Source organism: Actinoallomurus soli, assembly GCF_024055715.1.
Classification (GTDB): domain Bacteria; phylum Actinomycetota; class Actinomycetes; order Streptosporangiales; family Streptosporangiaceae; genus Actinoallomurus; species Actinoallomurus soli.
Map to the genome: position 1 here is coordinate 227,088 of NZ_JAMXMV010000003.1, position 24,975 is coordinate 252,062.

At 71.2% G+C, this 24,975-nt stretch carries 14 protein-coding genes; 3 read left to right on the forward strand and 11 right to left on the reverse strand.

The window, feature by feature from the left end:
* Positions 1-52: 52 nt before the first annotated feature.
* The 9 genes from NDW01_RS10265 to eccB form a co-directional block, all read right to left on the reverse strand.
* The gene (locus tag NDW01_RS10265) at positions 53-7,564 is read right to left on the reverse strand and encodes a WXG100-like domain-containing protein (protein WP_252819204.1); all 7,512 of its coding nucleotides are present in this window, start codon (positions 7,562-7,564) and stop codon (positions 53-55) included.
* Positions 7,565-7,566: 2 nt separating this feature from the next.
* Entirely contained in the window at positions 7,567-7,947 is a 381-nt protein-coding gene (locus NDW01_RS10270; RefSeq protein WP_252819207.1) for a YbaB/EbfC family nucleoid-associated protein, read from the reverse strand.
* A 283-nt stretch (positions 7,948-8,230) separates the two neighbouring features.
* Positions 8,231-10,162: a hypothetical protein gene (locus NDW01_RS10275; protein ID WP_252819209.1), complete on the reverse strand. Its 1,932-nt coding sequence runs from the start codon at positions 10,160-10,162 to the stop codon at positions 8,231-8,233.
* 157 nt (positions 10,163-10,319) lie between these two features.
* The gene (locus NDW01_RS10280) at positions 10,320-11,750 is read right to left on the reverse strand and encodes a S8 family serine peptidase (protein ID WP_252819211.1); all 1,431 of its coding nucleotides are present in this window, start codon (positions 11,748-11,750) and stop codon (positions 10,320-10,322) included.
* Between the two features lie 93 nt (positions 11,751-11,843).
* Complete coding sequence (locus tag NDW01_RS10285; RefSeq protein ID WP_252819213.1) at positions 11,844-13,364, reverse strand: hypothetical protein; 1,521 nt, start codon at positions 13,362-13,364, stop codon at positions 11,844-11,846.
* A gap of 11 nt (positions 13,365-13,375) precedes the next feature.
* Positions 13,376-13,909 carry a hypothetical protein gene (locus NDW01_RS10290; protein WP_252819214.1) on the reverse strand — a complete coding sequence of 178 codons (534 nt, stop codon included), beginning with the start codon at positions 13,907-13,909 and terminating at the stop codon, positions 13,376-13,378.
* A 166-nt stretch (positions 13,910-14,075) separates the two neighbouring features.
* Positions 14,076-14,381, reverse strand: a complete 306-nt coding sequence (locus NDW01_RS10295) for a WXG100 family type VII secretion target (RefSeq protein WP_252782453.1) — start codon at positions 14,379-14,381, stop codon at positions 14,076-14,078.
* Between the two features lie 42 nt (positions 14,382-14,423).
* The gene (locus NDW01_RS10300; RefSeq protein WP_252819216.1) at positions 14,424-14,780 is read right to left on the reverse strand and encodes a WXG100 family type VII secretion target; all 357 of its coding nucleotides are present in this window, start codon (positions 14,778-14,780) and stop codon (positions 14,424-14,426) included.
* Positions 14,781-14,996: 216 nt separating this feature from the next.
* On the reverse strand, positions 14,997-16,451 hold the full coding sequence (gene eccB, locus NDW01_RS10305; protein ID WP_252819218.1) for a type VII secretion protein EccB: 1,455 nt from the start codon (positions 16,449-16,451) through the stop codon (positions 14,997-14,999).
* A 105-nt stretch (positions 16,452-16,556) separates the two neighbouring features.
* On the opposite strand from eccB, the gene NDW01_RS10310 reads away from it, so the two are divergent.
* Together NDW01_RS10310 and NDW01_RS10315 are read left to right on the forward strand one after the other, a co-directional pair.
* Positions 16,557-18,266, forward strand: coding sequence for a hypothetical protein (locus NDW01_RS10310; RefSeq protein ID WP_252819220.1), 1,710 nt, complete (start codon positions 16,557-16,559; stop codon positions 18,264-18,266).
* A 14-nt stretch (positions 18,267-18,280) separates the two neighbouring features.
* Entirely contained in the window at positions 18,281-18,985 is a 705-nt protein-coding gene (locus NDW01_RS10315) for a WXG100 family type VII secretion target (RefSeq protein WP_252819222.1), read from the forward strand.
* Positions 18,986-18,992: 7 nt separating this feature from the next.
* On the opposite strand, the gene NDW01_RS10320 is transcribed toward NDW01_RS10315, so the two are convergent.
* Complete coding sequence (locus tag NDW01_RS10320; protein WP_252819224.1) at positions 18,993-19,439, reverse strand: YbaB/EbfC family nucleoid-associated protein; 447 nt, start codon at positions 19,437-19,439, stop codon at positions 18,993-18,995.
* A 19-nt stretch (positions 19,440-19,458) separates the two neighbouring features.
* A complete protein-coding gene (eccD, locus tag NDW01_RS10325; protein WP_252819226.1) occupies positions 19,459-20,859 on the reverse strand; it encodes a type VII secretion integral membrane protein EccD in 1,401 nt (466 codons plus the stop codon).
* Positions 20,860-21,005: 146 nt separating this feature from the next.
* On the opposite strand from eccD, the gene eccCa reads away from it, so the two are divergent.
* Positions 21,006-24,926: a type VII secretion protein EccCa gene (gene eccCa / locus NDW01_RS10330; RefSeq protein WP_305883773.1), complete on the forward strand. Its 3,921-nt coding sequence runs from the start codon at positions 21,006-21,008 to the stop codon at positions 24,924-24,926.
* Positions 24,927-24,975: the final 49 nt, after the last annotated feature.

Genomic DNA, 24,975 nt, shown 5'->3' on the forward strand with positions numbered 1-24,975 from the left:
ATCTAGGCCCGCTGCCGGAACGCCGTCAATGATCACTTCGGGGGGTGTCGGATCATCCCGCGTCGGGGCGGTTCACCGGCTCCGGCTCCTGGTTCCCCGGGGACGCCAGGGGGTCGCCGGTCCCGGGTGCCGGTGGGTTCTCGATGCCCGCGGGGCGGCGGATCAGCCCGGGGTGGCGGCGGCCGAGTTCGGCGGCGTCGTCCTCGGTGAGCCGGATGTGCAGGGCGTCCGAGACGTCGACGAGCAGGTCCGGGGCACCGTCCCGGTGGAATACCAGGACGACGTCCGCGGAGTACATGACGTTCTGGTCGGTGACCTCGATGTTGCGCTCACGGATGTGCGAACCGTCCGCCTCCCGCGCGACGCCCGACCCCGTGCCCCGGCCGTGCGAGACCATCACGCCATGGCCTCCGGGTGAGCCGGCCGACCCGGCCCCCCGCAGGCTCGAGTCCGTCGCCGTCGACGCGCCGTCCCGCTGGTTGGTCGCGGTCTGGGTGTACTCCCGCCGCTTGAGCAGCGCCTGGGCGTCCTCCTTCAGCGCGACGACGTTCATGCCCACGGTGACGTGCTCCCCCGGCCGCAGGCCGGCCACCTCGTACGTGTGGTCGAGCAGCGAGGTGATCTTCGACATCAGCGTCGCCGGGTCGGTCTGCCGCCACAGGGTCATGCCCTGCGGCCGGCTCAACTCGAACCCGGTGGGCCGTTCGGTCTGTGCGGGGATCGGGCCGCGGCGTTCCGGCGGCAGCGCGGCGATCGGCGCGTAGTGGTGCACGACCTCGGCGCCCGGGAAGGAGATGCGGCCCACCATGTCGCCGAGAGCACGATTGGCCGCAGTGGGCGGCGTGTGGTCCGCCCACCGCGCGAACCGCCCGGCGACCGGCTCCCACCCCGGGGCGTGGGCGCCCTCGCCGGCGACCGTGGTGAGGTGGTGCGGAACCACCAGCCGGACGCTGCCCCGGGCCGTGGCGGTCTCCGTCTCCGCCGAGAGGTGACGGTCGAAGTACCGCGCGGCGGCCTCGTTGCCGGTCAGCCGCGCCAGCGCGTCCGCACCGCGGCGGATGGCGCTGATGCCCTGTTCGAGGCCGTACGGCGGCTCCTTCGACTCGACGACCTCGATCTCGAACCGGAGACCGTGCGTGAACTCCTGCGAACCCTCCCGCGTCTGCCGCCGGTCGATGTCCTTCCTGCCGACTCCGTCGCTGTGCCCGGTCTCGGACCGGTGGATCCGCCCGCCGCCGAACTGACCTCCGCCGGTGCCGCCCTTCCCGTGACCGTGCCCGCCGCCGATGCCCTCCGCGACACCCCGTACGAGCCCCTTCCAGCCGCGTCCGAAGCCGCGCTCCCGGCCCGCCTCGGATCCGCTGAGCCCCTGATTGCGGGCCATGTGACTGACGTCCGGGCGTTCGGCCGTGTGCGTCCCGCCTTCCAGCACCGCGCGGACGCGGACGCCGACGTGCCGGGTGAAGCCGTAGGCCGACTCGACCGGATACCACTGGACGACGCCCCTGCGCAGGGACGGCATGTTCGCCGCCAGGGCCTGCTCGCCGAACGCCGTCCGGAGCAGTTCCCTCGCCACGTCGTCACCCTCGGGCAGGAGCCCCCGGGTCTCCAGCACGTCCTCGACCGTCGGCAGCACGTCCCGGCCGTCGAAGCGCTCGACGTGCGCGGAGGTGATGGCGAGGTCGGGCCGGTACGTCCGCGGCTCACTCACCGGCTGCGGGGTGACGGGTTGCGGGGTCTCGAGCTGCGGGGTCTCGAGCTGCGGGGTCTCGGGTTGCGGGGTCTCGGGCTGCGGGGTCTCGGGCTGCGGGGTCTCGGGCTGCGGGGTGCCGGTGGCCGGCTCACCCTCGGTCTCATGGACGTGGACGTCCGGCGGTGCGGCCAGGTGATGATCGCGGGCGATCCGGTCCGGCATCATGAAGTCCGCGCCACCGTGCACACGCAGGTGAGTGGTCGGCGCGGGCCGCCCGGCCGGCGCGTCCGGCGTGACCGACAGGTACAGGTCCGAGCCGCCGAAGGAGTGGGTCAGCCCGGCGCTGCTGTAGGTGCCCCGGATGACGTCGCTCGCGCCGGTGTACTCGCTCGCGCCCGTCCGGCGGTCCACCTCCGCCATCCCGCCGGCCTCGCCGACGCCCTTGTACTCCGTTCCGGCCGTCTTGATCTTGCTGCGGAACCCCGCCTTCAACTCGCCTTCGGCCCGGATGTCCGTGCTCGTCCCGGCCCTCATCCGGGTGTTGGCGGCCCGGTAGTGCTCGATCTCGATGCCGGTTCGGGCGACGGCGTGCTCCGGCCGGCCGAAACTCGCCCGGAGGGTCACGGCCCGTGTCGTGCCGTCCGGCTGGGTCAGGTGGACGCGCCACCCGTCCCGGGACGTCAGCTCGGCGAGGTGCGCCTCCAGCGACGACGGCCGGGTGGCGTCCAGGATCTCCGTGGGAATCCCCAGGAGATCGGTCGGCGCCGGCCGGCCGTTCGCCTCCGCCTCGATCCGCGCGACCTCGAACGGCAGATCGTGCGCCGCCGCGAAGCCGGGGAAGACGCCGGTGGTCTGGCCGGCGAAGTCGATCCGGTCCTCGGGGAGGGCGTCCACCCGGTGGACCCGGCCGGCCTTGGCGATCTCCTGCGGTGTCGCCCTGGCCGCCGGGGCGTGCTCCCGCGGCACCACGGCTTGGGCGGAGACGTCGTCTCCGTGGATCGTCCACGACCGGTCGGCGAGCCGCTTCCCGCCGTCGTACACCCGCAGTCCGACCTCGTGCCGCAGCTCCTTGGTGATCTGCGTGACGGGCCCGTCGGTCTCGGTCCGGCGGTACTCCGTGGTGCCGCCCATGAAGCTCACGGTCTTCGACCGGCTGCGGCCGCCGTGCAGAGAGACCTTCGGAGCGTCGACCCCGAACCTCCCCACCTGGAAGCGGACGTTGCCGGCGACCTCCACACCGCCGCCCGACGACCTGTTCTGCCCGGCGGACGTTCCCGACCCCGCGACCTTCCGGTCGTTCACCGTCATGTCGAACTCTTCGACGGACCGTCGTCCGCCCAGTTCGGCCCGGTGCGAGATCTCGATCCGGTGCCGGCCGATCGTGATGTCGTGGGACTGACCGTGCAGCAGGTCGGCGAGCGAGACGCCCTCCATGGCCGAGCGGCCGAATCGCGCCTCGAGGTCCCGCGCGAGCTGCCGCCGTACCGGCTCCGACAGGCTCGGCAGCGCCGTGTCGATCGCCTCGCGGAGTTCGGTGACGACCCGCTCGGATCCCGGCAGACCGGTCAGCTTGCCCAGTCCGGCCCCGCGCCCCGCCGCGAGATGCACCGGCTCCGCGGGGTGCGGCTCGTGCGGCGCCACCGGCGGCGAATGCTCCGGACCAACCGGCACGACAGGAGAGGAACCCGGCTCGGGGTGGTGCCCGGCGGGGCCTGAATCGGCGTTGTGCTCGGCGAGGGCCGGCTCGGGGACGGGCGCGGCGGAGCCCTGCTCGGGAGCACGCCCGCCGGAGTCCGGGTCGGGGCTGTGGACCGCGGGGTTCGGGTCGGGGGTGTGACCGCCGGGGCCCGGCTCTCCGGCGGGAGCGGCCGAAGCCGGACGGGCGAGACCCTCCGTCCTGACGTCTCCGAGGAGGTCCCGCTCGAACTGTGGAGCTTCGGACGCGCGTACGGCCAGCTCCATGGGGATGTCGACGGGGAAGTCGCCGAAGCGGGTCTGGACCTCCAACCGCACGATCGCGTGGTAGCGGGCGATCTCGGCCTTCCGCACCAGGGTGATCTTCGGCAGGGTCGTGTGCGAGTACGAGAGGACGTGGTTCTTGCCGCCCTGGTAGTTGCCGCCGATCCGCGCGAAGAATTTCGCCGCCGGGTTGTCGACGCCGAGCTTCATCCCGAACATGACGTTCCACTTGTGGCCGAACTGCCGAGAGTCGTTCGTCGTGGTCAGCAGGCCCTGGTCGTCGCGTAGGACGGCCTCGCGGATCGGTGTGTCGCTGTCGGGCAGGTGCTCGAGGCGAAGGACGCGCGACGTGATGGTGGCGTCCGGGGTGACCAGTTCGCCGTTGAGCAGGTCACGGCTGCGGTTCAGCAGGATCTGCTGACCGATGTGGCCGGTGAGATTGCGGTTGACGACCTCCGCGACCTGCTTGGGCGACATGCCCGCCTGCAACGCGCGGCGTTGGAACTCCGTCACCAGCCGGTCGGGCTGGACGGCGTTCACGCGGACCTCGTGCTTGCGGACCCCGGGCGCCCGGTCCGACGTCACCAGGTGGCGGGGCGTCGGCGGCCGGTCCCCACCGGCGCCGGTGGCTCCCTCACGGTGGAACTGCTCGGGGAAGGGAACGGTCAGGGAGAGGCCGTCGACGACGGCGCCGATCCCCGCCTCGCTCCCGTTCACGTGGACTTCGTAATTCACGGTGGACGTGAAGAAGTCGTGCTTGAACGCCACCGCCTTGTGACCGGCCATGACCTCGGCCGTGGAGGTGTGCGACCGGCCCGAGACCTTGCTCACGCCCGGCCCCGGCAGGCTCACGCGCTCCAGCCCATCGGAGTTGTCGAGGAACTCGACGACTCCGCCGGAGTTGCCGCGCTGCCCGCGTACGGTCTCCCTGCTCCCCGCGCCGGTGCCGCCGAAGGACACCGCGTACTGCCGTGCCCCTGCGGGTGTCTCGACGTGCGTGAACGTGTCGAGCTTCGGCTTGAGCCACACGACATGCCCGCGCGACTCGAACGCGATGCCGTTCTGCAGCAGGTCGGTCCACCGGTCGACGTCGGGGTCGCTCAGATGGTCGCGGACCCGTGTCTCGATGTCGGCGCGAACCCGTGGCGGGAGGTAGTCGGGAAGGGTCTGGGCCCACCGCCGCGCGACCTCTCGGGGGTCGGCGGGCAGGCTGACGCCCTGGACCGCGGTCGCGTCTCCGAGCGCGCCGTAGTCGGTGTACCGAGGCGGACGGATCTCGGGCCGCGGCTCCACGGCCGGCCCGTCGCCACCCGTCTCCGTCGGAGGTGCGGGCGGCTCAGGCGTCGCCGCGGGTGCGGCGGCGGGGTCTCCGGCCGGATCCTGACGGTTCGCGGGGACGCCCGTCTCGTCCGGGTGCTCCGTACGGTCCGGCGGCGTCTCCGGTGCGGGCTGGTGCGCTTCCTCGGGAGAGAAGTTCAGCAGCCGCTGGATCCGGGACACTCCGCGCCGGTCGGAGCCGGACGACGGCCCGGCCGGCGCGCCGCGCGATGCTCCGGACGGCGGGATGGGTCGACCGCCTCCGCCCTCGGTGCCGGGTTCGACGGCCGGGCGGGCCTCTGCCGCCGTCCTCTCGGCCGGCTCTGTGAGTGCTTTCGTCGTCGTTCCGGTCGGTGGCGCGACGGCAGGTCCCCGAGGTGCTTCACCGGCCGACGTGTCGTCCGTCCCCGGCCGAGGCACCGGCGCGGTGGCCGACGGGCCGGGGGCAGGCGACGAAGACGTGGCCGACGGGCCGGGCGAAAGGACCGGGGCCGGGGCGGAGGGGCTCGGAGGAAGGACCGGCGACGTGGCCGACGGGCCGGGCGGAACGACCGGGACCGGGGCGGAGGGGCCGGGCGGAACGACCGGAGCCGGGGCGGAGGGGCCGGCCGGGAGCCTGGCGATCTCGCCGGCGGGGCCGGGAACCTCTCCGGTGCCGACGCCCCCGTTCCCCGGCGTGACGAAGAGGACGGGTCCCGCGCCCGGCGCGGGCGCAGAGGGGACGATCGGCTCCACGGGATGTCCGCCGCCGGTCACGGGGGCCGGAAGGCCGGGCTCGGTGACACGGGCCGGCAGACCGGCGCCGGCCTCTCGGCCGCCCATGCCGGCGAGATCGACGTGGCCCGTGGCGCCGGCCGGCGCGACCGTACCCGCGTCACGGACGACGACCTCTCCCCTGGTCCGCCCGTCCCCGTAGGACGTTCCACCGTCGTGGGCCGAGCCATCGCCGTACGACGGATCACCGTCGTAGGACGGGCCACCCCCGTGGGACGTGCCGCCGCCGGTGCGGTCCGCGCCGACCGTCTGACCACCGCTGTAGGCCCCGCCCCCGTCGTAGGACGGGCCGCTCCCGGCCTGGGTCGCGCCCGCGCCGCCGGGGTGGCCGGTGGGCCCGCCGCCGTCGCCGGTCGTACCGGACACCGGCACGCCGTCGCGCGCGACGACCTCGCAACCGATGCCGTTCTTGTAGAAGGCGTGATGCTCTCGGGAGTCGGGGATCGTCGGGCCCTGTGGCCCGGCGCCGGAGTCCCCGGGCCCGAAGTCCCCGGGGGCTCCGGCGGGATGGCCGGGCGATGAGAACCTGTCGGCGAAGTGCCTTCCCGCGTCTCCGGCAGCGCCGATGCCGGCCATGCCGAAGCCGAATCCGGCGGCCTGGGCGAGATCCACGTGGCCGTTCTCGAACGCGAACTGCGCCACGACGTTGCCCATCGTTCCCGTCGTGCCGGCGAACAGGATGCGGGACGCGGCGCCCTTGACCCCCGCGGCGCTCATCAGGTCGGCCATGGCGCGGGTGAGCTCGTTGCTGCGCGCGGCGACCGCCGTGCCGGCCAGGCCCATCACGCCGGCGGCGGTGCCCCCTTCCCCCAGCGCCTTGAGGAACTCGCCGGTGTGGAAGCCGTCCTGCACTCCCTCGTCGATCCGGGCCTTCTGGCCGATGAGGTCGAGGCCGCCGGCGTACCACATGCCCTGGAGCACGAGCTTGGCGACGGTCCGCAGGAACGCCGCCAGGAGAGAGCCCTGAGCCTCGGTGATCGCGGTCGCGGTTCCGATCGAAGCCCCGTCGGTGAGCCACGAGATGGCCCCGGCGATCGCCCACGTCGCCGCGAGGAATTCCAGCGACCGATCGAACTGCACGCGCGCGGCCTTCTTCTGCCGGATCAGGAAGTCGACCGCGTCGCCCAGCCGCTTGCAGGCGGCCGCGAGCCAGAGCAGGCCGCCTCGCTCGCCGTCGCCCTGCAGCGCCGCCGCGAACGAGGCGAACTTCTCGGCCGCCTGCCCGCCGTTGTTGGCGCTGACGTTGCGGGCGTGGCCGCCGACCTCGTCGGCCACCGCCTCCACCGATCGCGCCGCCTCGTACAACGCGTCCCGCATCGCCGCCAGGGAGATGACGTTGCCGTCCGGCCACTGGCACCCTGCGACGAGCGTCTGCAGGATGCGCAGGATGTGCTCGCGACCGTGCGGCGGCGGATCGGACTCCACGAGGCCACCGGCCACCGGCGGCAGCCGGTACGGCCGCTTCGCCGCGATCGCCCCCTCGTCGGCGCCCTCCGGCAGCTCCGAGCCGAGGGTGGCGGCCTCTTCGGCGAGCCGATACCGGTGGCCCGCCAGGATCAGCGTGCCGCCGGTGGCCCGGAGGAGGTTCACCATGTCCGCGAGCTCCACCAGCAGCGCGTCGCGCGACGCGCGGAAACCCGCCGTCTTGTCGTCCCCGTTGAAGAAATCGCGTCCGATGTCGTCGTCGCCCCAGCAGTCTCCCAGCGCGCCGAGCGCACCGCACAGGACGTCGACGGCCTGCGCGAGGGAGTCCGCCGCCGCGCCGACGCCGCGGCCCGAGGCGATCCACGTGTGCGGGGTGGCCGTGTAACCCGCGGTCACGCTCACTCCTGGGTGAGGTCGGGGGGCCGCGGAGCGTCCGGCATGAACGCCATCAGGTCGTCCTCGCCGTCGCGGAGCCGGGCGGCCAGTTCCTCCGGCAGGAACGCCGCGGTCATCTCCCTCGCCCGGCCGGTCGCCTCCTGCGTCGCCTCGGCGACCAGGGTCATGACCGTACGGCCCAGCTGCTGGGCGTTCATCCGCTGCAGCGCCCGTGCGTCGAACCGGATGTCGCGTAGTTCGCCGTGCGCGCCGACCTCGACCGCGACGCCGCCGTCGCGGGTCCGCGCGGTCGCGGTCAGGTCACGGATGTCGTGCTGCAACCGCTGCAGTTCTTTCAAGCGTTCCCGATAGTCCGCGATGACGTCCTGGTCGAACGCCGCCATGTCCCCCCGACCTCCCAAACGACCGACCGCCCGCGCCACGAACCGGGGATCACCTCGGCACCGAACCTCCAGACACCGATGCTCCTGCCTGAAGGATGCTCTCTCGGTCACGGGTTTCGTCAAACCCGGGCACCGTGCCCGGCCGGCTCGCTTCAAAGGGCGATGACCTGCGCGGACACCGCGCACGGCGGCCTCCGTACAAGCGACGTTCCGGTGCGGTGAACGTACCGTTAAGGCAGAATTCAGCCAAATTCGACGCTGACCGGCGGAGCGACCCCGCCGGTCAGCGTTTCTTCTTGCGGAAGTCCAGGCGCTCCGGCGGCGGCCCGAGGTTGGGCGCAGGGCGGGGGGTGTCCTGCGGCAGGTCGGGTTTGGCGTGGCGCGCACGGGACGGGTCGGTGGCCTCCTCGAACTCCTGGATGTTCGCCGTGGGCAGCGTCATGATGCCCGGATTGGCGTCGACGAGGAGGATGCGGCGTCCCGAGCTGTCCGCGTGCGTGAAGATCATCGCAGTGGGCGCCAGCTGCTGGAGCTCACGCGGTTCGACGGCGAACTCCCGTGAGCCCTTCCCCGCCTCGGCGGCGAGGGAGGTGCCCTGTCCCCACGAGGTCGCCCGGCCGATCCCGTCGGGCAGCGCGGCGTCGGTGGGCTCGTGGCCGTTGAAGACCGGCAACGGCGCGGCGGGGCCCACCGTGCTGACGTACGCGCCGTCGTCCTGGATACCGACGGTGTCCCCGACCTTCTCGGTCAGCTCGGCGACCTCCAGCGTGTGCTCGACGCCGATGTGCTCGGCCGCGACCCTGGCGTCCTCCGCGTTGCCGAGCCGCATGAAGCCGACCGCGGCGTGGCCGCGCCCGAGCCGCTCCTTCACGTGCGCCGGGAGCGACCGGTACATCAGCACCAGGCCGGTCGAGGTGGCCTCGCAGGCGTCGATCAGCCGGTCGAGGACGTCGCCGCGCAGCTTCTCCGCGCCGCACACCAGCAACGTGTGCTCCCACGGCTTGCCCTGCGGCGACCCGCGCAGCACGTGGGTCAGCGCGGCGGTGACGTACGTGCCGAGGACCCGGTTGGTCAGGACCCCGGCGCGCCGATCCGTGGCGATCACGCGCAGCCGGCTCGGCGGCAGCAGCGTCGGGCTGGAGCCGAGCTTGTCGAGCTTGCGCAGCTGGGACTCCAGCGCCCAGGCCCGCTCGATGACCACCCGGTCGGCGGCGCCCCGGCCGAACATCGTCGTGATCTTGGCGAGCTCGTCGTCGGTGAGCAGGCCCGCGCGCAGGTCGTCGCGGGGATCGCCGACCTGCGCGAGCGCGCGCAGCGCGGCGGTGATCCGGGGAATCGACGCCCGGCCGCCGAACACGCCGAGGACCCGCTCGAGGATCGCGTTGTCGAAGGACAGGTCGCGGGCGCTGCCCTGCTCCTCGCTCACGCTGACCACCAGGGACAGCACGTCGGCCAGCTGGTCGGCCTCCAGCCCGTGGGTGAGGTCGAGCTGCGGCAGGTCACCGGGCAGTACCCAGACCTGGGGCCGCTCGCCCTGGTCGTTGCCGAGCTCGATCAGCTCCCTGGCGACCGCGCCCTCCGACAGGTCGAGGACGGTGACCTGAGATCCGGCGGCCAGCCGGGCCGCGCCCATCATGGTGATGGTGGCCGACCACCCGGACAGGGTGCCGCCGACGACGTCCACCCGATCCAGGCCCGCCGGCAGCGTCACGGCGTACCACTCGTGCTGGGACTCGAACGCCTCCCGGCGCTTCTGCCAGTCGCGGTACGCGCGGGCATGCTCGGCGTGGGCGACCTCCAGCCGACGGCGGCGGTCCTCCTGACGGCGTTCGAAACGCTCCATCTCCGCGGCCGCCCGCGCGCGCAGGAACTTCTCGCTCTGCCAGATGGCGTACCCGGTGATGAGCGCCACGAAGGCGCACGCCACCAGCCCCGCGGCGGCGAACGCCCAGAGCAGCGCCCCGGTCAGGCCCGCGGCGATGAACAGTGCCGCCCCTACGCCGGTGGCGCCGGCGACGATCCGCAACGGGCGGTTGAAGAGCTGCGCCTCGCGCCGGTGGGCGGCCAGTGACTCCGCGTCCACCTCTTCGGCCTCGGGCGGTGTCGGGCGCTTCGGGGGTGGTCCCGGATCGCCGTGCACCTGGGCATAGCGCCAGCCGATGTAGACGCGGCCTTGTCGCAGTAACCGCGTCTCGCGGGCTGTCACATCGACCACGTCCCGTGCTCCTTGCATACTCCTTACGGCACAGCGTAGAAAGCTTCGCCCAACAGGGGTTCGGTTTCAACCTGACGCGGAGCGACGGCACGATCGTAATGCGTTCGCCCGGCCGTACGACCGCGGCGCCGGCCGCCCGGCTCCACCGATCGGAGGGTCACCGCGCGGGCGGATCGCCCCTCCCGTCGTCGGCCGGCGGGTAGAAGGTCGGCCGCGTCCTCCCGTCGAACCCGTCCGGCGGCGCGCCGCCGGAGGCCATCGGCGGCACGGAGGGCCCTCGCCCGGGCGGCTCGTGGGCGGCCGGGTCCGGCATGGTGAATTCCCGTTCGCGGGCCGGGGGCTCGTGGGGAGGAACACCCGGTCCTCCCCGGCGCCCGAGGAAGTCCGGACGACCGTCTCCGGACTTCTGCGCCCCTCGCGCCCGGCCGATCAGCATGCCGATGACGGCCAGCACGACGAGGCCCAGGAGCGCCAGCAGCAGGATCCAGTTCGTGCTGATGCCCTTGCCCGACTTCTTGGCGGGCGCCGCACCCACGGGCGCGCGGGTGGGCGTGCTCTGCGGGTGCTTCCACTGGTCGAAGCGCTCGTACGGAGGATTCGGCGAGCCGGCCGGCACGGGGAACGCGGCGGGTTGCATCGCCCGGTTGATCCGGACGATGCCGTACCCGGTCTGGTCGTCCCTGCCGGGTGTGCTCACGTCCAGGGCCGTGCCGATGAGACGGCGGACGACCTCCCGCGCCGGCATCGACGGGTTCGCCGACCGTACGAGCGCGGCCGCCCCGGACACGAGCGCGGTCGCGATGCTGGTACCGGCGGAGTGCGCGTAGGAGTAGTCCTCGCTCTTGCCCGCCGTCGGGATGTCGACACCGGGCGCCGCCACCGACACGTAGCGGTTCGACTCCGTGCTCTTCCACGGCCGCGAGTAGTCGTCCGTGGCCCCGACGGAGAGGACTCCGGGACACGAGGCGGGGTACATGACCGGGTTGGTCTTGTCGCCGTCGTTCCCGGCACCCGCCACGAGAACCACGTCGTGCGCGACCGCGTAGGAGACCGCGTCGAGCACCGGGGTGGGACACGCGACTCCGGCGTCGTCCCCCTGGGAGATGTTGATCACCTTGGCGCCGTGGTCGGTCGCGAACCGGATCCCCCGCGCCAGTGCCTGCTCGAAATCGGAGGTCGAGGCGGAGTCATCGCTCACGACCACCGGCAGGATCCGGGCCGCCGGCGCGACGCCCACCAGATGGGTGGTTCCGCCGCCCTGGCCGGCGATGAGGATCGACATGCCCGTTCCGTGACCGGTCTTACCGAGGTCGGTATGGCCGTCCGTGCCGTGACCCGTCATGTCCGAACCGGGCACCAGCGCGCCCGCGATCTCGGGCATGTCGCCGTTCACCCCCGTGTCCAGGACGGCGACGGTGACTCCCTGGCCCTGGCTGATCGGCCACACCTTCGTCGGGATGGACCAGGGCGAGAACCACCACTCGTCGGATCGGGGAGTGGGCACGGCGGCACGAGGAAGCGCCTGCACGGGAGACGGGAACATGCCCAGGGCTCCGATGACCGCGGCGCCGGCCAGAAGCTTCCTCATCGCACGCAAATGATCACCCTGTGAACGCGATACGGCGGGCGACCCGCGTCGGGTCGCCCACCCCGGTCAGCCCCACCGAAAGGTACGGCCGGGTCATACGGAACGTATGACTCCGTCGCCTCCGATGGGCGAATCACCTGCGTTGCCCACCCAGGTGTCCTCGTCCTCGTTCATCCACGCCTGGCGCTGATGCTCGCCCTGCTGATGCGGAGCCGCTCCACCGGCGGCGCCCATCGGGTACGGCATCATGTTGCCGGCGCGCGCCGCCGTCGCGCCCTCCATCGCGGCCGCCTGTTCCGCGCGAGCGGCGGTGGCGGCCTCCGAGGTGAGGCCGGCGTTCTGCATCCGGCCGCCGTTCCCGTACGTCACGGGCCCTTCCCCGCTCCCGATGACGCCCTTGGAACCGACACCGCCGAACGGCGACTTCTCCGAGAACCCGCCGGCCTTCTCGGAGGGCAGCTTGTAGTCGCTCGAGGGGATCTTGTAGTCGGAGCCCTTCGGCAGCTTGGTGTTCGGCAGATCGCCGGTGGGCGTCGGAAGCCCGACGGGCAGGTTGGTCGGCGGCGTACCCGTCGGGTTGCCGCTGGGAAATGACGGGTTCGTCGACGGGTTGCCGCCCGGGGGATACGGGTTGCTGGTCGGCGGAAGGTTCGGGTTCGTGCCCGTGGGCAGCCCGGACAGGTTCGTCGAACCGCTGCCGTGGGACCCGCCGCCGAGCAGCGAGGTATTGCCGCCGCTGCCGGAATGCGCGTTCGGCGAGGTGCTGAAGTTCGGCGTCGAGTACGACGACGGGCTCCCGTTGTAACCCGACGGACCGGTCGCCGTCGGGTCGTAGGGGACCTTCGGGTGGCTGCTCGGCTTCTGCGTCGGATCCGGGGTGGTCTTGTCACCGGGTTTGTCGAAGCTCGTGGTCTTGTCCGGTGGCAGGGTGCCCGGCGGCAGGGTGAGGGTCAGCCAGCCCGGCAGCGCGTCGTACGTCGACTTGACGTTCTGGATGTGCTCGTTGAGCTTGTTCCGGGCGACCGTGTCGATGGTGGCGCGGGTCTGCGCGTCCGCCTGGCTGTCGGTCGCCGAGAAGTTCCAGCCGTCCTGGTTGTAGTACTTGAACTTGCCGTCGCCACCCGGCTTGTCATCGGCCAGCAGCACCGTGCCGGCCTTCTTGAACGTCGCGTCCCCGGCGTCGTTGTAGAACGCGCTCGGCTTGTCGCCGTCCTTCTGGAAGTACGCCTGGAACGGCTTGATGTGGTTGTCGGCGTGGCCCTGGACGCTGTATCCGAGACCCGCGGCCGCGTCGGACAGAGCCTGGATGCTCTGGTACAGCATCGCCAGCTGCTGCTGCGCCTCCGGCGCGCCGCTCTTCGGCCCGGCCCAGGCGCCGTGGAGGTCGGCGCCTATCTTCTGGATGAAGTCCAGCAGGTCGACGCTGTCGCCCTTGGGCCCGCGGAGCAGTGCCTTCTGGAAGTCGAGCCACGCCTGCCCCGACTTGGAGACGGCGGACGGCTGCATCGCCAGCGCGATGTCCCGGATCTCCTCCGCGGAGTAATCGGACGCGTCATCGACCGGCGCGTCGCCCTTCAGCGCGCCGCCGAACATCTCCCCTTGCAGTTCCGACATCGTCCTCGCCCCTAGGAGTAGCTACCCGGCTTGGTCTGCTGACCGGGATTGGTCTGCTGACCAGGCTTGGTCCCCTGGTCGGAGCCTGGCGGCGGACCGTTTTCGGTGAGGTCCTTGGGAACGTCCACCGTCTTGATGTTCTTGTACACCACGCTGACGTTGTCGATCTCGACGTTGTTGGCGGTCGTCTGCGTGTGGCTGAGGCGCTCGAGGACCTTGTCGAACCCCTCGAGGACGTTCTGCAGCGCCTGGGTCATGAGACCGTGCGCGTAGGAGACGTTCGAGTGCAGGCCCGTGGTGGACATGAACGTGCCGTACGCCACCTGCTCCGCGGCTCCAGCGGCGTCCAGGGCCTTGCGAACCTCGCTGTCGAGCTCGTCCCGCCGCCGCTGGAGTCGCTGCCTGATGACGGAGACACCCTCCGCGTCGATGTACCACCCGTCCTTGACACGGTCCTTGTGGTTCTTCGCGAAGTCGTCCTTGATGTTCTCGGTGCCAGGCCAAGGCTTGTTTCCCGGCCAGGGGTAGGCCGGCCCGTCGTCCATTCGAGTCATGTTTCTCCCCTCCGGCGGGAATCATCCGTGCCCCCACCGAGGGGGCCGCGATCAGCACCATGACGGATGCGGCCGACAGGCCGCAGTTTCCGGCTATCGCCGCCGGTGAAGGGCCGGCCTCGGATGCGTCCGGGCAGCCGAGGCCCGCTTCACCCGGTCACTGCCAGAGACGAGCGTTGTGGAGCTCGGCCTCGGAGTAGCCGGAGTGGATGTCCTTGATGGTGATCCCCAGCTGGCCGAGGACGTTCTTCATGTCGTCGGCGGCCTTGTTCCACTTGTCGTAGACCTGGCCGTAGGCGTTGTGCGTGTCACCGACCCAGGTGCCGAGGATGTTCTTGAGGTCCTTGTTCAGGTCCTGCAGCTCGTCCTCCACGGCACGGAAGACCAGCGAGAAGTCGGCCTCGGCCTGCGCCATTCCGTGAAAGTTGACGTCGGTGTAGTCGCCGTTGTTTCCGGGCGCCATTTCGGTACCTCCGAGTTGAATTACGGTCGGGTCGGAATGAGGTTACTGAGCGGTGCCCTGGTGGATGGACGTGTCACCGTTGAGGAGCGCGGACATCCGGTTGTGGATCAGCTTGTTCTGGTCCGTCTCATTGTTGACGTAGTTGAGGGTGGTCTTGCTCAGCTTCTGGTGCATCTCCTGCAGGGCGTTGAGCATCTTGGTGAAGTCCGCGTTGAACTCGTTGAAGACCGAGGTGAACGCGGGAGCGGCCGCGCTGCTTCGCCAGTTCTTCATGAGCTCGTCGTGGTGGCCCTGGAGACGGGTCTGGAGACCGGAGATGACGTTGTGAGCCTTGTCGAGCCGCTTCGCGGCCGTGTCACCCTGCTCCTGAGTGAACGAGACCTGATTCTGCTGCGCCATGAAAACCTCCGTGGAAGTGGCCGACAAGTGGTCGGACGCCCCCGGTGCCCCCACCCCCACAGGATGGACGCCTCCGAGTCCCTCGGCGACCGCCAACCTCAGATCACGATACGGAAGTCATGACTAGGTGTCCAGGCATTAAGCAAAAGTCAAGGCGAATGAGCTACGTTATCGAATTGATATAAACGCTGGTCGCGGCCGTAATCTTTCGGTCGGTCACGGCTGGCCCCCCGCTGACCTGGGATAAGTCAGCGGCAGGGACGCCTGCTGGGGGTCCAGGGACGGTCCCACGGGGATTAGGGAGAGAAGATTCGCTGGAACCGGCGCGACCTTCTTAACGTCGAAGCCGAGTTTCGTGGCGACGTCCTGCGAGGGCAGGGGGAAACGCAGGCCCTGGTCCGTGAGGACGGAGTACGACGAGACGGCGTTCAACTGGTTCGCGCCGGGAAGCAGGCCGACGAGGGCTCCGGAGCCCGGAGGCAGCACCACCTGGTCGACGACGGCGACCTTGCCGGTCCCCGCCGCCGCGGCGGGAGCGGCCTGGTTCGGCGGCGGAACCGTCCCGCCGACGGCGACCCGCGCGTCGAGCGACCCACGGGTGGTGTCGGCGTACACCGAACACAGGGGTGTGGCCGGATCGTAGATCGCGACCTTCGGCATGGTCTCCGGCATCCCGTCCGCCGACGGCTTCTGACTCGACCGCGGCGAGGCGTTCGCCGTCGCCGGCGCGAGCGAGATCGGCTCCGGCCGGCCGCCCTTGTACGCCTTCGCGCTCTCCGGATCGTTCTGCAGCAGCCACCCCTCGCTCTGCTTGATCGGGGCGAGCCCGTCGTTCATGAGGACGTACCAGTGCTCGTCCCCGCCGACCGTTCGCACGACGTAGAAGGTGCCGACGGCCGCCTTCTGGCCACCGGGCCCCGGCACGAGCTCACCGCGGCCGGGAACCGGCGGCGGCTGGAAGTCCGGCCCCTGCGGCACCGCGTTGAGCCAGGTCGTGGACACCTCGGGAGGCTGCTGCGTGCCGACGAGCGGCACCACCAGCGCGGCGGGCAGTCTCATCCGCTGGTTGCGCCACACGACCCAGGCCTGCCCGCCGCCGCGTACGACCACGGCCTCGCCGTCGCCCAGGGTCCGGCCGCCGACGCTCCGGCCCACCACGAGAGAGGAGTACGAACGGGTGCCGCCCTGGCTCGTCGGGGCGTCCTGCACACAGATCGACCACGGGCTCCGTACCTGGTGTGCCGCGTCGGGAAGAGAGTCGGGGGCGCCCAGGATGCCGATCGGCCGGCCCCGGTCGAATTTCGCGAGAGACGCCTGCGAGACCGTCCGCCGCTCGATCTGAGGGGTGCCCAGGATCAGCCGGGCGGACGTGTAGTTCGCCACCGGATAGAGCTTGCCGTCCTGCTGGCCGAAGACGTACTTGGTCCCCGTCTCCTTCTCGATGATGAGGGTCCCGGCCTTCTCCAGTCCGGTCGCTCCCCCCGGCGACAGCAGGCCCCAGATCCCGAACCCCGCCAGGATGAGGATCGCCGCCATGGCGCCGCCGAACATCAGGACGTTCAGCCGCCGGGTGGGCGGCTCTGGCATGTCCGGCTCACCGGCGAGGAGGGCCATGCCGACGCGCTGCATCATCAGGCGGTGCGCCTGGTACAGGTCACGACGGGTCTGCATCGGACCTCCGATTTCTGGCGTTGCGGAACCCTAGGGCCAGCACCGTAATCTAATGTCAACTCTCGATCATCGTGGATTGTGACTCCCTGTCCGGCGGAGGTAAGGATGAGTGGGCCGCAAAGCCGCATCGCCACCCTGCTCAATTCGGGTCCGGACACGGCCGTGTACACGGCCGCCGACCAGGCCGGTGGGGCGTACACCTACAACGTGGCACCGGGTGGTGCGGCCACGGCCACGCAGCTGGGGTACGACTCGTCCCCCGACGCACTCATCTCCGTGGACGGACACCAGGTCGCCGCGGGCGACAACGGGCTGAGCGTCGACATCGCCCCGCAGGGGCCGACGACCGTCACCTTCACCCCGCAGGACACCGGGCTCCAGCACGGTCAGCCGGTCGCGTACACCGATCCCGCCCAGTCGGCCGGATCCGCCTCCACGGCACAACCGGCCGCCTACACCACCGGGCAGCCGATCGACCAGAACGGCTCCTACGCGCCGTCGGGTGCGACCGGCGGTGACCAGCTGACGGCCTACCCGACCGGCCTCGCCACGGCGGCCCCCACGGGCACCGGCCAGCCCACCTCGCAGAACGGCACCGGCCTGTCCGTCGCCGACGGCCTCACCACGGGGGCGTCGACCGACACCATGCCCGTCTCCCACGGCCTGGCCGCGGGGACGTCCACCGACACCATGCCCGTCTCCGACGGCGCGGCCGCGGCGGCGCCCACCGCCCGGACGCCCACGAACTCCACCCAGGGCGGCTCCACCGACGACTCGTCGATCCAGCACCTCAAGACCCCGGGCGACCACGGCGCTCAGGCGGACCTGGCGGTGTACGGCTCGGGCAAGGACATGCTCCACGGCGTCCGGACCGACCACGCCGACGGCACGTACACCCTCGACTTCCCGAAGGGCCACGGCAACCCGCACGACCTGAAGCTGCACGTCACGCCGCACGCCGACGGCAGTCTCGACGTCGAGATCCCCAAGGGCCACGGCAACCCGCACGACATCAAGGTCCACGTGCAGCCGGACAAGCACGTCGACCTGAACATCACCCGCGACAAGGACGGGCATTTCAAGATCGATGCCCACGAGCACAACCCGGACCAGTCGCAACCCTGGTCGGGGCTCCAGCAGCCGGCCGGCCGGCAGCCCCCCGGCGCAACCGACCCGAACGGCCGGCAGCCGGGCGCGACCGATCCCACCGCTCAGCCCCCCGGCGCAACCGACCCGAGCAACCCGAACGGCCAGGGCGGCACCGGGGATGGGACCGGCGGTCTCGGCGACCTCAACCTGCCGAAGGCTCCCGGCAAGGGCACCGGCTCCGGTATGGGCGGGGGCGGTGGTGGCGACGTTCCCCCGGGCCCCGGCGACTCCGGCGGAGGCGGCGGTGGCGGTGACACCGGCACCGGCACCGACCGAACGAACCCGAAGGACAAGACGTCCACCGACGACACCGGCCGGGACAAGGACAAGGGCACCGGGCCCAGCGACACCGGCGTCCTCGGCGTGACGCAGGACTCCCTCGACAAGCTGAACAAGGACATCGCCGCAGGGCCGACCCAGACGATGGAGGACGCGCACAAGAGCGCGGCGCAGATCAACATCGGTTATCCGGGTCTCGGGGTGGTCGGCGCCGTCACCGGCCTCGCCGGCACCCACACCGAGGTGAGAGACGCCGGCGCCCAGCAGTTCGCCGATGGGCACACGTCGTTGAGCGGGTGGCTGAAGAACGTGCAGTCGACAACGTCCACTTACGGCGACGCCGAAGATTACGCCAACCGGCTGGCTCAGCAGCCCGGTGCGCAGTAGGAAGGCACAGAAGAATGGCCCTCGACGATTTCATCGATTCCGCGCCCAGCGTCACGGGTGCCGCCATGGTCGGCTACTCGAGCATCTTCGTGCCCTCGGCCATCCCGCTCGCGCTCCTGCTCGGGACGGCGATCTCCGACCCCGCGCAGATATGGCATGCCGGCGATCGGCACAATGACTCGGCCGCGCAGGCGGAGAAGGCGAAGACCGAGCTCACCCAGGCGGTGGACCGGGTCTCGCAGCAGGACGGCTGGAAGGGCGACGCCAAGCAGACGTTCGAGTCGACCGCCGTCGAACCGTACAAGATGGGTCTCGACAGCACGTCGCAGGGACACAAGGGGATCGCCGACTCGCTGGCGGCCCTGGCCAGGGCGTACATGGGCGCCGGCCTGCTCTCCATGACGATCGGCGGCATCTGCGTCACGTGCGCCACCGCCGTCGCCGGAACCCTGTGGCTTCCCGGCGCGAACGTCGCCACCGAGAGCGCGGCGATGGCGACCGTGCGCGTCGCGACGACGACGTTCCAGCGGCTGCTGACGCGCCTGCTCACCCTGCTCGGGAAGGCCGCGAACCTGATGAAGTCGATCAAGGGTCTGCTCGGGCTCGGCGCCCTGTACTACGGCGGCGGCTACATGAAGAACATGGAACTCGGCGCCTCCAAGCCGCAGGGCACCGTCTGGCCCGGCGTCAAACCGGCTTCGGGCCCGATGTCAGCCTGATCCAGCGTCAGAGCCCCAGCTGTTTCGCGATGCGCTCCATCTCGGACATCGCGTCGTTCAGCGTACGGTCGTAGGCGGCCGCGGCCTGGTGCAGTCGCTCCTGGATCGCCTCCTGGTTGGCCGCCAGCGCCAGAGGGTTCGCCTCTTCGCCGTACGCCTCCGTCATGAGCTCGTGGAGCTGGTCGTTCAGATTCTTCTGCGCGTCCCGGATCAGGATCTTGAGCAGTTCGGCGAACTCTCCCGACGGCATGCGCATCGCCCGCGGGGAGATGCGGATGTCGGCGACGCCGTCATTGACGGTGCAGACGACCTTGACCTGCTTGTCGCGGGACTCGGCGACCCCCTGGATCTCGGCCGCGAGCCGCTGCATCTCCTCGACGCGGCCGGCCTGCTCCTCGGCGATCCGCATCAGCCGATCGATGTCGAGGTTGGCCAGGTGCCCGAACTCGTTCATTGTCCTTCTTCCCCCCCGCTCAGCCGCCGAGGCCGCGGATCTTCGAGTAGACGTGCAGGACCGCCAGGGCCAGCGGAATGAGGGCGACGACGGCGATCGCGTCGACGATGTCACCGGCCCGGCCCCAGAACGGGGTCGGGCGGTGGCCGGGCAGCCACATGCCCATCGTCAGGGAGATCGCGGCGATCACCAGGGCCGCGAGGAGGAGCAGCAGGAGCGCGCCGGTCGAGTTCCCGCGCAGCGACAGGGACACTCCCAGCACCCCGAACCCGGCCAGACCGGCGATGAGCATCCAGCCCCGCTGCGACCGGCCGCGGAAGATCCGGGCCCGCAGCAGGAGGGTCACCGACACCACCGCGCTCATCACCGGCCCCGGCCAGCCGGAGCTGAAGGCGAGGAACAGGTGCGCGGCGACCGCGATGAGGGCGATCCCGGCGACCAGCCCGGTCGCGAACCGGTCCGCCGTGATGGTGCGCCGCCGCAGCGCCTGGCCGTCGACGACCGTCGCGTCGCTGCGCAGGTCCTCGGCGTTCGCCGGGATCGGCGGCAGCGGGACCCGTGCGAACCGGAACGACAGGGTGGGGATGAGCGCGCTCAGGGCCACCGCGATGGCGACGGTCGCGGCCGCCACCCCGGCCGGGTCGAGGCTCGGGAACGCCAGGGCGACGCCTCCGGCGATGGTGCCGATCAGCGCGGCGAACGCCATCCCGATGAACCACGGCATCCCGTCGGCGATGCCGAAGCCGGCGAGGACGGCGAGCACGGTGACGGCGGCGAAGGCGGTGAGCAGGTGCGGCGCGCCGACGTGCGCCAGCGGGAGGTGGGGGCGGGCGGGCACCAGGAGGCCCGCGACGAAGGCGTACGGGAGCGCGGAGTAGCCCAGTACGGCGCCGGCGACGGAGTCGCCGACCGCCCGGGACATCGCCGAGCCCAGGAGCACGAGGAGCAGCGCCACCATGCCGGCGAGGATCGCCGGGATCCGCCAGGGCGGTCCGCCGGCGAGGAGGGGGACGACGCCGAAGGCGAGCGCCGCGGCCCCGGTGCCCAGGCCGAACCGGCGGGTGGTCTCGGTGTGCCAGCGGTCGCTGCGGTCCTTCTTGCCCGTCGCGACGACGTCGGCCACGTCGTCGAACGCCATCTCCGGGATCAGCGCCATGCGCGGCCGGAAGTGCAGGATCTCGCCGTCGCGTACGCCGAGCTGCGTCAGGCTCTTGCCCGTGTCGAGCGGGGGTTCGTCGATCCGCTGCAGCACCCAGCCCGCGTGGGCCAGCCCGCGGTCGGCCAGGTCGTTTCCGGAGACGCGGAGGAGGGTCGGCAGCATGTGCGCGAGCGGCACCTCGGCCGGCAGCGACAGATCTATCCGTCGGCCCGGCGCGACGATCGTGACCCGGCACAGGTCGGCTCTTGCTGTCGGGCTCACTTCTCCCCTAACGACGGATCTTGACCAAACACGATCATCCGGCTTAATAGGATGGCGCTAACTTCTGCACAACGCCAGCGGCCTCGGGAGGTACTCCGTTGGGGACGGTCATCGTCCGGAGGCAGGAACGCCGGCCGCCGCCGGAAATGCCGCGAGGCGAGGTGCTCCTCGAATCGCCACCCGAGGTGCCGGAGACCGCGTCCGCCGGGTTCCAGCAGGTTCTGACATTTCTGCCGATGCTCGCGGGTGCGGGCGCCATGGTGTTCATGGTCGTGACTCCGGGCGCGAGTCCCATCAGCTATGTGTCCAGCGGGATGTTCTCGCTGTCCATGTTCGGGATGATGCTCGGCCAGATCGGGCGCGGCAGCGGAGACCGCAAACAGCGCCTCAACGGCGCCCGGCGCGACTACTTCCGCTACCTCGACCAGGTACGCCGCAAGGTACGCCGGGCGGCGTCGCAGCAGCGCGAGGCTCTGGAATGGAACAGCCCGGCCCCCGAGTCCCTGTGGTCCCTGGCGATGAGCGCCCGGCTGTGGGAGCGCCGGGCGTCCGACGGTGACTTCGGCAACGTCCGCATCGGCAGCGGACCCCAGCGGCTCGCGGTGCAGCTGATCCCGCCGGAGACCAAGCCGGTCGAGGACCTGGAGCCGATGACCGCCGGGGCGCTGCGCCGTTTCATCCGCGCGCACTCCAACGTCCCGAGCCTGCCGATCGCGGTGTCCCTGTCCTCCTTCGCGCGCATCGTCCCGATGGGCGACCCCGAGGCGGTCCGCGGCATGGTCCGGGCCCTCCTGGCCCAGGTCGCCTCCTTCCACTCCCCCGACGACCTGCGGATCTGCGTGTGCGCCTCCCCGGAGCGGATGCCGCTGTGGGACTGGCTTAAGTGGCTCCCGCACGCGATGCACCCGGACCGTACGGACGCCGCCGGGCCCGTGCGCCTGATGACGAAGTCCCTGTCCGAGCTGGAGGAGATGCTCGGCGCGGACCTGAAGAACCGGCCGCGTTTCACGCCCGGCATCTCCGCGGACGACCTGCCGTACCACGTCGTCGTGCTCGACGGCGGCATGGTCAGCGTCGACAGCCAGATCAGCGCGGACGGCATCGACGGGGTGACCGTCATCGACCTCAGCGGATCGGTGACGCCGACCTCCGAGGCGACCATGCTCCGGCTGCAGGTGACGTCCGAGTCGCTGCAGATGCTCAGGACCGACCGTACGGGCAAGGACGTCGCCTCCCGGCTGGGCAAGCCGGACTTCTTCGGCATCCCGGCGATGGAGGGGCTGGCCCGGCAGCTCTGCCCGCTCCGGACCAGCAGCGCCAGCGAGCCCGAGCAGAGCGCCCTGGCCGCGAACCTCACGCTCACGTCCCTCCTCGGTCTGCACGATCCGACGAGGATCGACACCTCGGTGCTGTGGCGTCCCCGGCCGCCGCGCAACCGGCTCCGGGTGCCGATCGGCGTGGACGGCGACGGCCGGCCGGTCGAGATGGACATCAAGGAGTCCGCGCAAGGCGGCATGGGCCCGCACGGCCTGGTGATCGGCGCGACCGGTTCCGGCAAGTCGGAGCTGCTGCGCACGCTCGTGCTCGGCCTCGCCGTCACCCACTCCTCCGAGGTGCTCAACTTCGTCCTCGTCGACTTCAAGGGCGGCGCGACGTTCCTGGGCATGGAGTCGCTGCAGCACGTCTCCGCCATCATCACCAACCTGGAGGACGAGCTCCCGCTCGTCGACCGCATGTACGACGCGCTGCACGGCGAGATGGTCCGGCGCCAGGAGTTCCTGCGCGCCGCGGGGAACTACGCCTCACTGCGCGACTACGAGGCCGCGCGGGAGCGCGGTGCGCAGATCCCGCCCATGCCGACGCTGTTCGTCGTCCTCGACGAGTTCTCCGAGCTGCTGTCCGCCAAGCCGGAGTTCGCCGAGCTCTTCGTCATGATCGGCCGTCTCGGGCGGTCCCTCGGCGTGCACCTGCTCCTCGCCTCGCAGCGCCTCGAAGAGGGCAAGCTGCGCGGCCTCGACACCCACCTGTCGTACCGCATCGGCCTGCGTACGTTCTCCGCGATGGAGAGCCGCGTGGTGCTGGGCGTCCCCGACGCGTACGAGCTGCCGTCCCAGCCGGGCAACGGCTACCTGAAGTTCGACACGACGGGGATGACGCGGTTCAAGGCCGCGTACGTCTCGGGCGCCTACAAGCCCGACGAGGCGGACAAGGAGTCCGGGCCCCGCTTCGCGCAGCAGATCGTCCCGTACCTGCCGGACTACCTCGAGCCTCAGGTCATCAGGGAGCCGGAGGCGGAGAAGACGCAGCACACCGGGGAGTCGACCGGCGACGACAGCCTCTTCGACATCGTCGTCCGGCAGCTCGCGGCGCAGGGCCCGCCCGCCCACCAGATCTGGCTGCCGCCGCTCGACGACCCGGCGACGCTCGACCACCTGCTCCCGGAGCTGCGGCCCACGCCGGAGCTCGGTCTCACGACGCCGGGCTGGGACGGACGGGGCCGGCTCCACGCTCCCGTCGGCATCGTCGACCGCCCCTTCGACCAGCGACGCGACCCGATGTGGCTCGACCTCAGCGGCGCCGGTGGGCACGTCGCCGTGGTCGGCGGTCCGCAGAGCGGCAAGTCGACGGTGCTGCGGACGCTGATCACTTCGCTGGCGCTCCTCCACACGCCGCAGGAGGTGCAGTTCTACTGCCTCGACCTCGGCGGCGGAACCCTGACCTCCCTGGCGAGGCTCCCGCACGTGGGCGGCGTGGCCTCGCGCCTCGACGGTGACCGGGTCCGGCGTACGGTGGCCGAGATCTCCACCCTGCTGACGCAGCGCGAACGCGAGTTCACCGAACGCGGCATCGACTCGATGGCGACGTACCGCCGGCTGCGGGCCGAGGGCAAGGTCCCCGGTGACGGCTTCGGCGACGTCTTCCTCGTCATCGACAACTGGCTCCTGCTCCGGCAGGAGTTCGAGTCGGTCGAGGGCACCATCACCGACCTGGCCGCCCGCGGCCTGGGCTTCGGCATCCACATCGTGACCTCGACCAACAAGTGGTCGGAGTACCGCATGAACATCCGGGACCTGTTCGGCACCCGGGTGGAGCTGCGGCTCGGCGACCCGTACGAGTCGGAGGTCAACCGCAAGCTCGCCGCGAACGTCCCCCAGGACAGCCCCGGCCGCGGGCTCACCCGCGACGGCCTGCACTTCCTGACCGCGCTCCCGCGCGTCGACGGGCACCAGTCCGCCGACGACCTCTCGGACGGCGTCCGCTCGCTCGTCGAGGCGATCTCCGCGGCCTGGCACGGGCCGGCCGCGCCGAAGGTACGGCTGCTGCCCGACGTGCTCCCCGTCGCCGAGCTTCCGTCGATCGCCGACACCGGCCGGCGGATCCCGATCGGGATCGACGAGGACACGCTCTCGCCGGTCATGCTCGACTTCGAGGCCGACGCGCACTTCGTCGTCGTCGGCGACACCGAGTCGGGCAAGTCGAACCTTCTGCGGATGATCGCCGAGGGCGTCGTCGCCCGCCACACTCCGCAAGAGGCGCGGGTCATCTTCATCGACTACCGGCGCGCGCTGCTCGACACCGCCGACACCGAGCACCGGATCGGGTACGCGGCGTCGAGCACGGCCGCCGGCCCGATGATCCAGGACGTGCACGAGGCCCTGGTCGCCCGCCTGCCGACGCCGGATCTCACCCCGGAGCAGCTGCGGACGCGGTCGTGGTGGCACGGTTCGGATCTCTACCTGATCGTCGACGACTACGACCTCGTCGCCACGTCGAACAACCCGCTCATGCCCCTCGTCGACCTGCTGCCGCAGGCCCGCGACATCGGCCTGCACGTGATCATCGGCCGGGCCATGGGCGGCGCGAGCCGTGCGCTGTACGACCCGGTGATCCAGCGGATCAAGGAGATGGCCAGCCCGGCGCTGGTGATGTCCGGCAACCGGGACGAGGGCGTGCTGTTCGGCGACGTCCGTCCCCGGGCGCTTCCTCCCGGCCGCGGCTACTTCGTCGAGCGGCGTACGGGCACCCGGCTCATCCAGACCGCGTTCCTCGGTGCGGAGACGGAATAGACGCGGGGCCGGCGTCGCTGTCCTGGAAGATCATGAAACACCGTTGTCG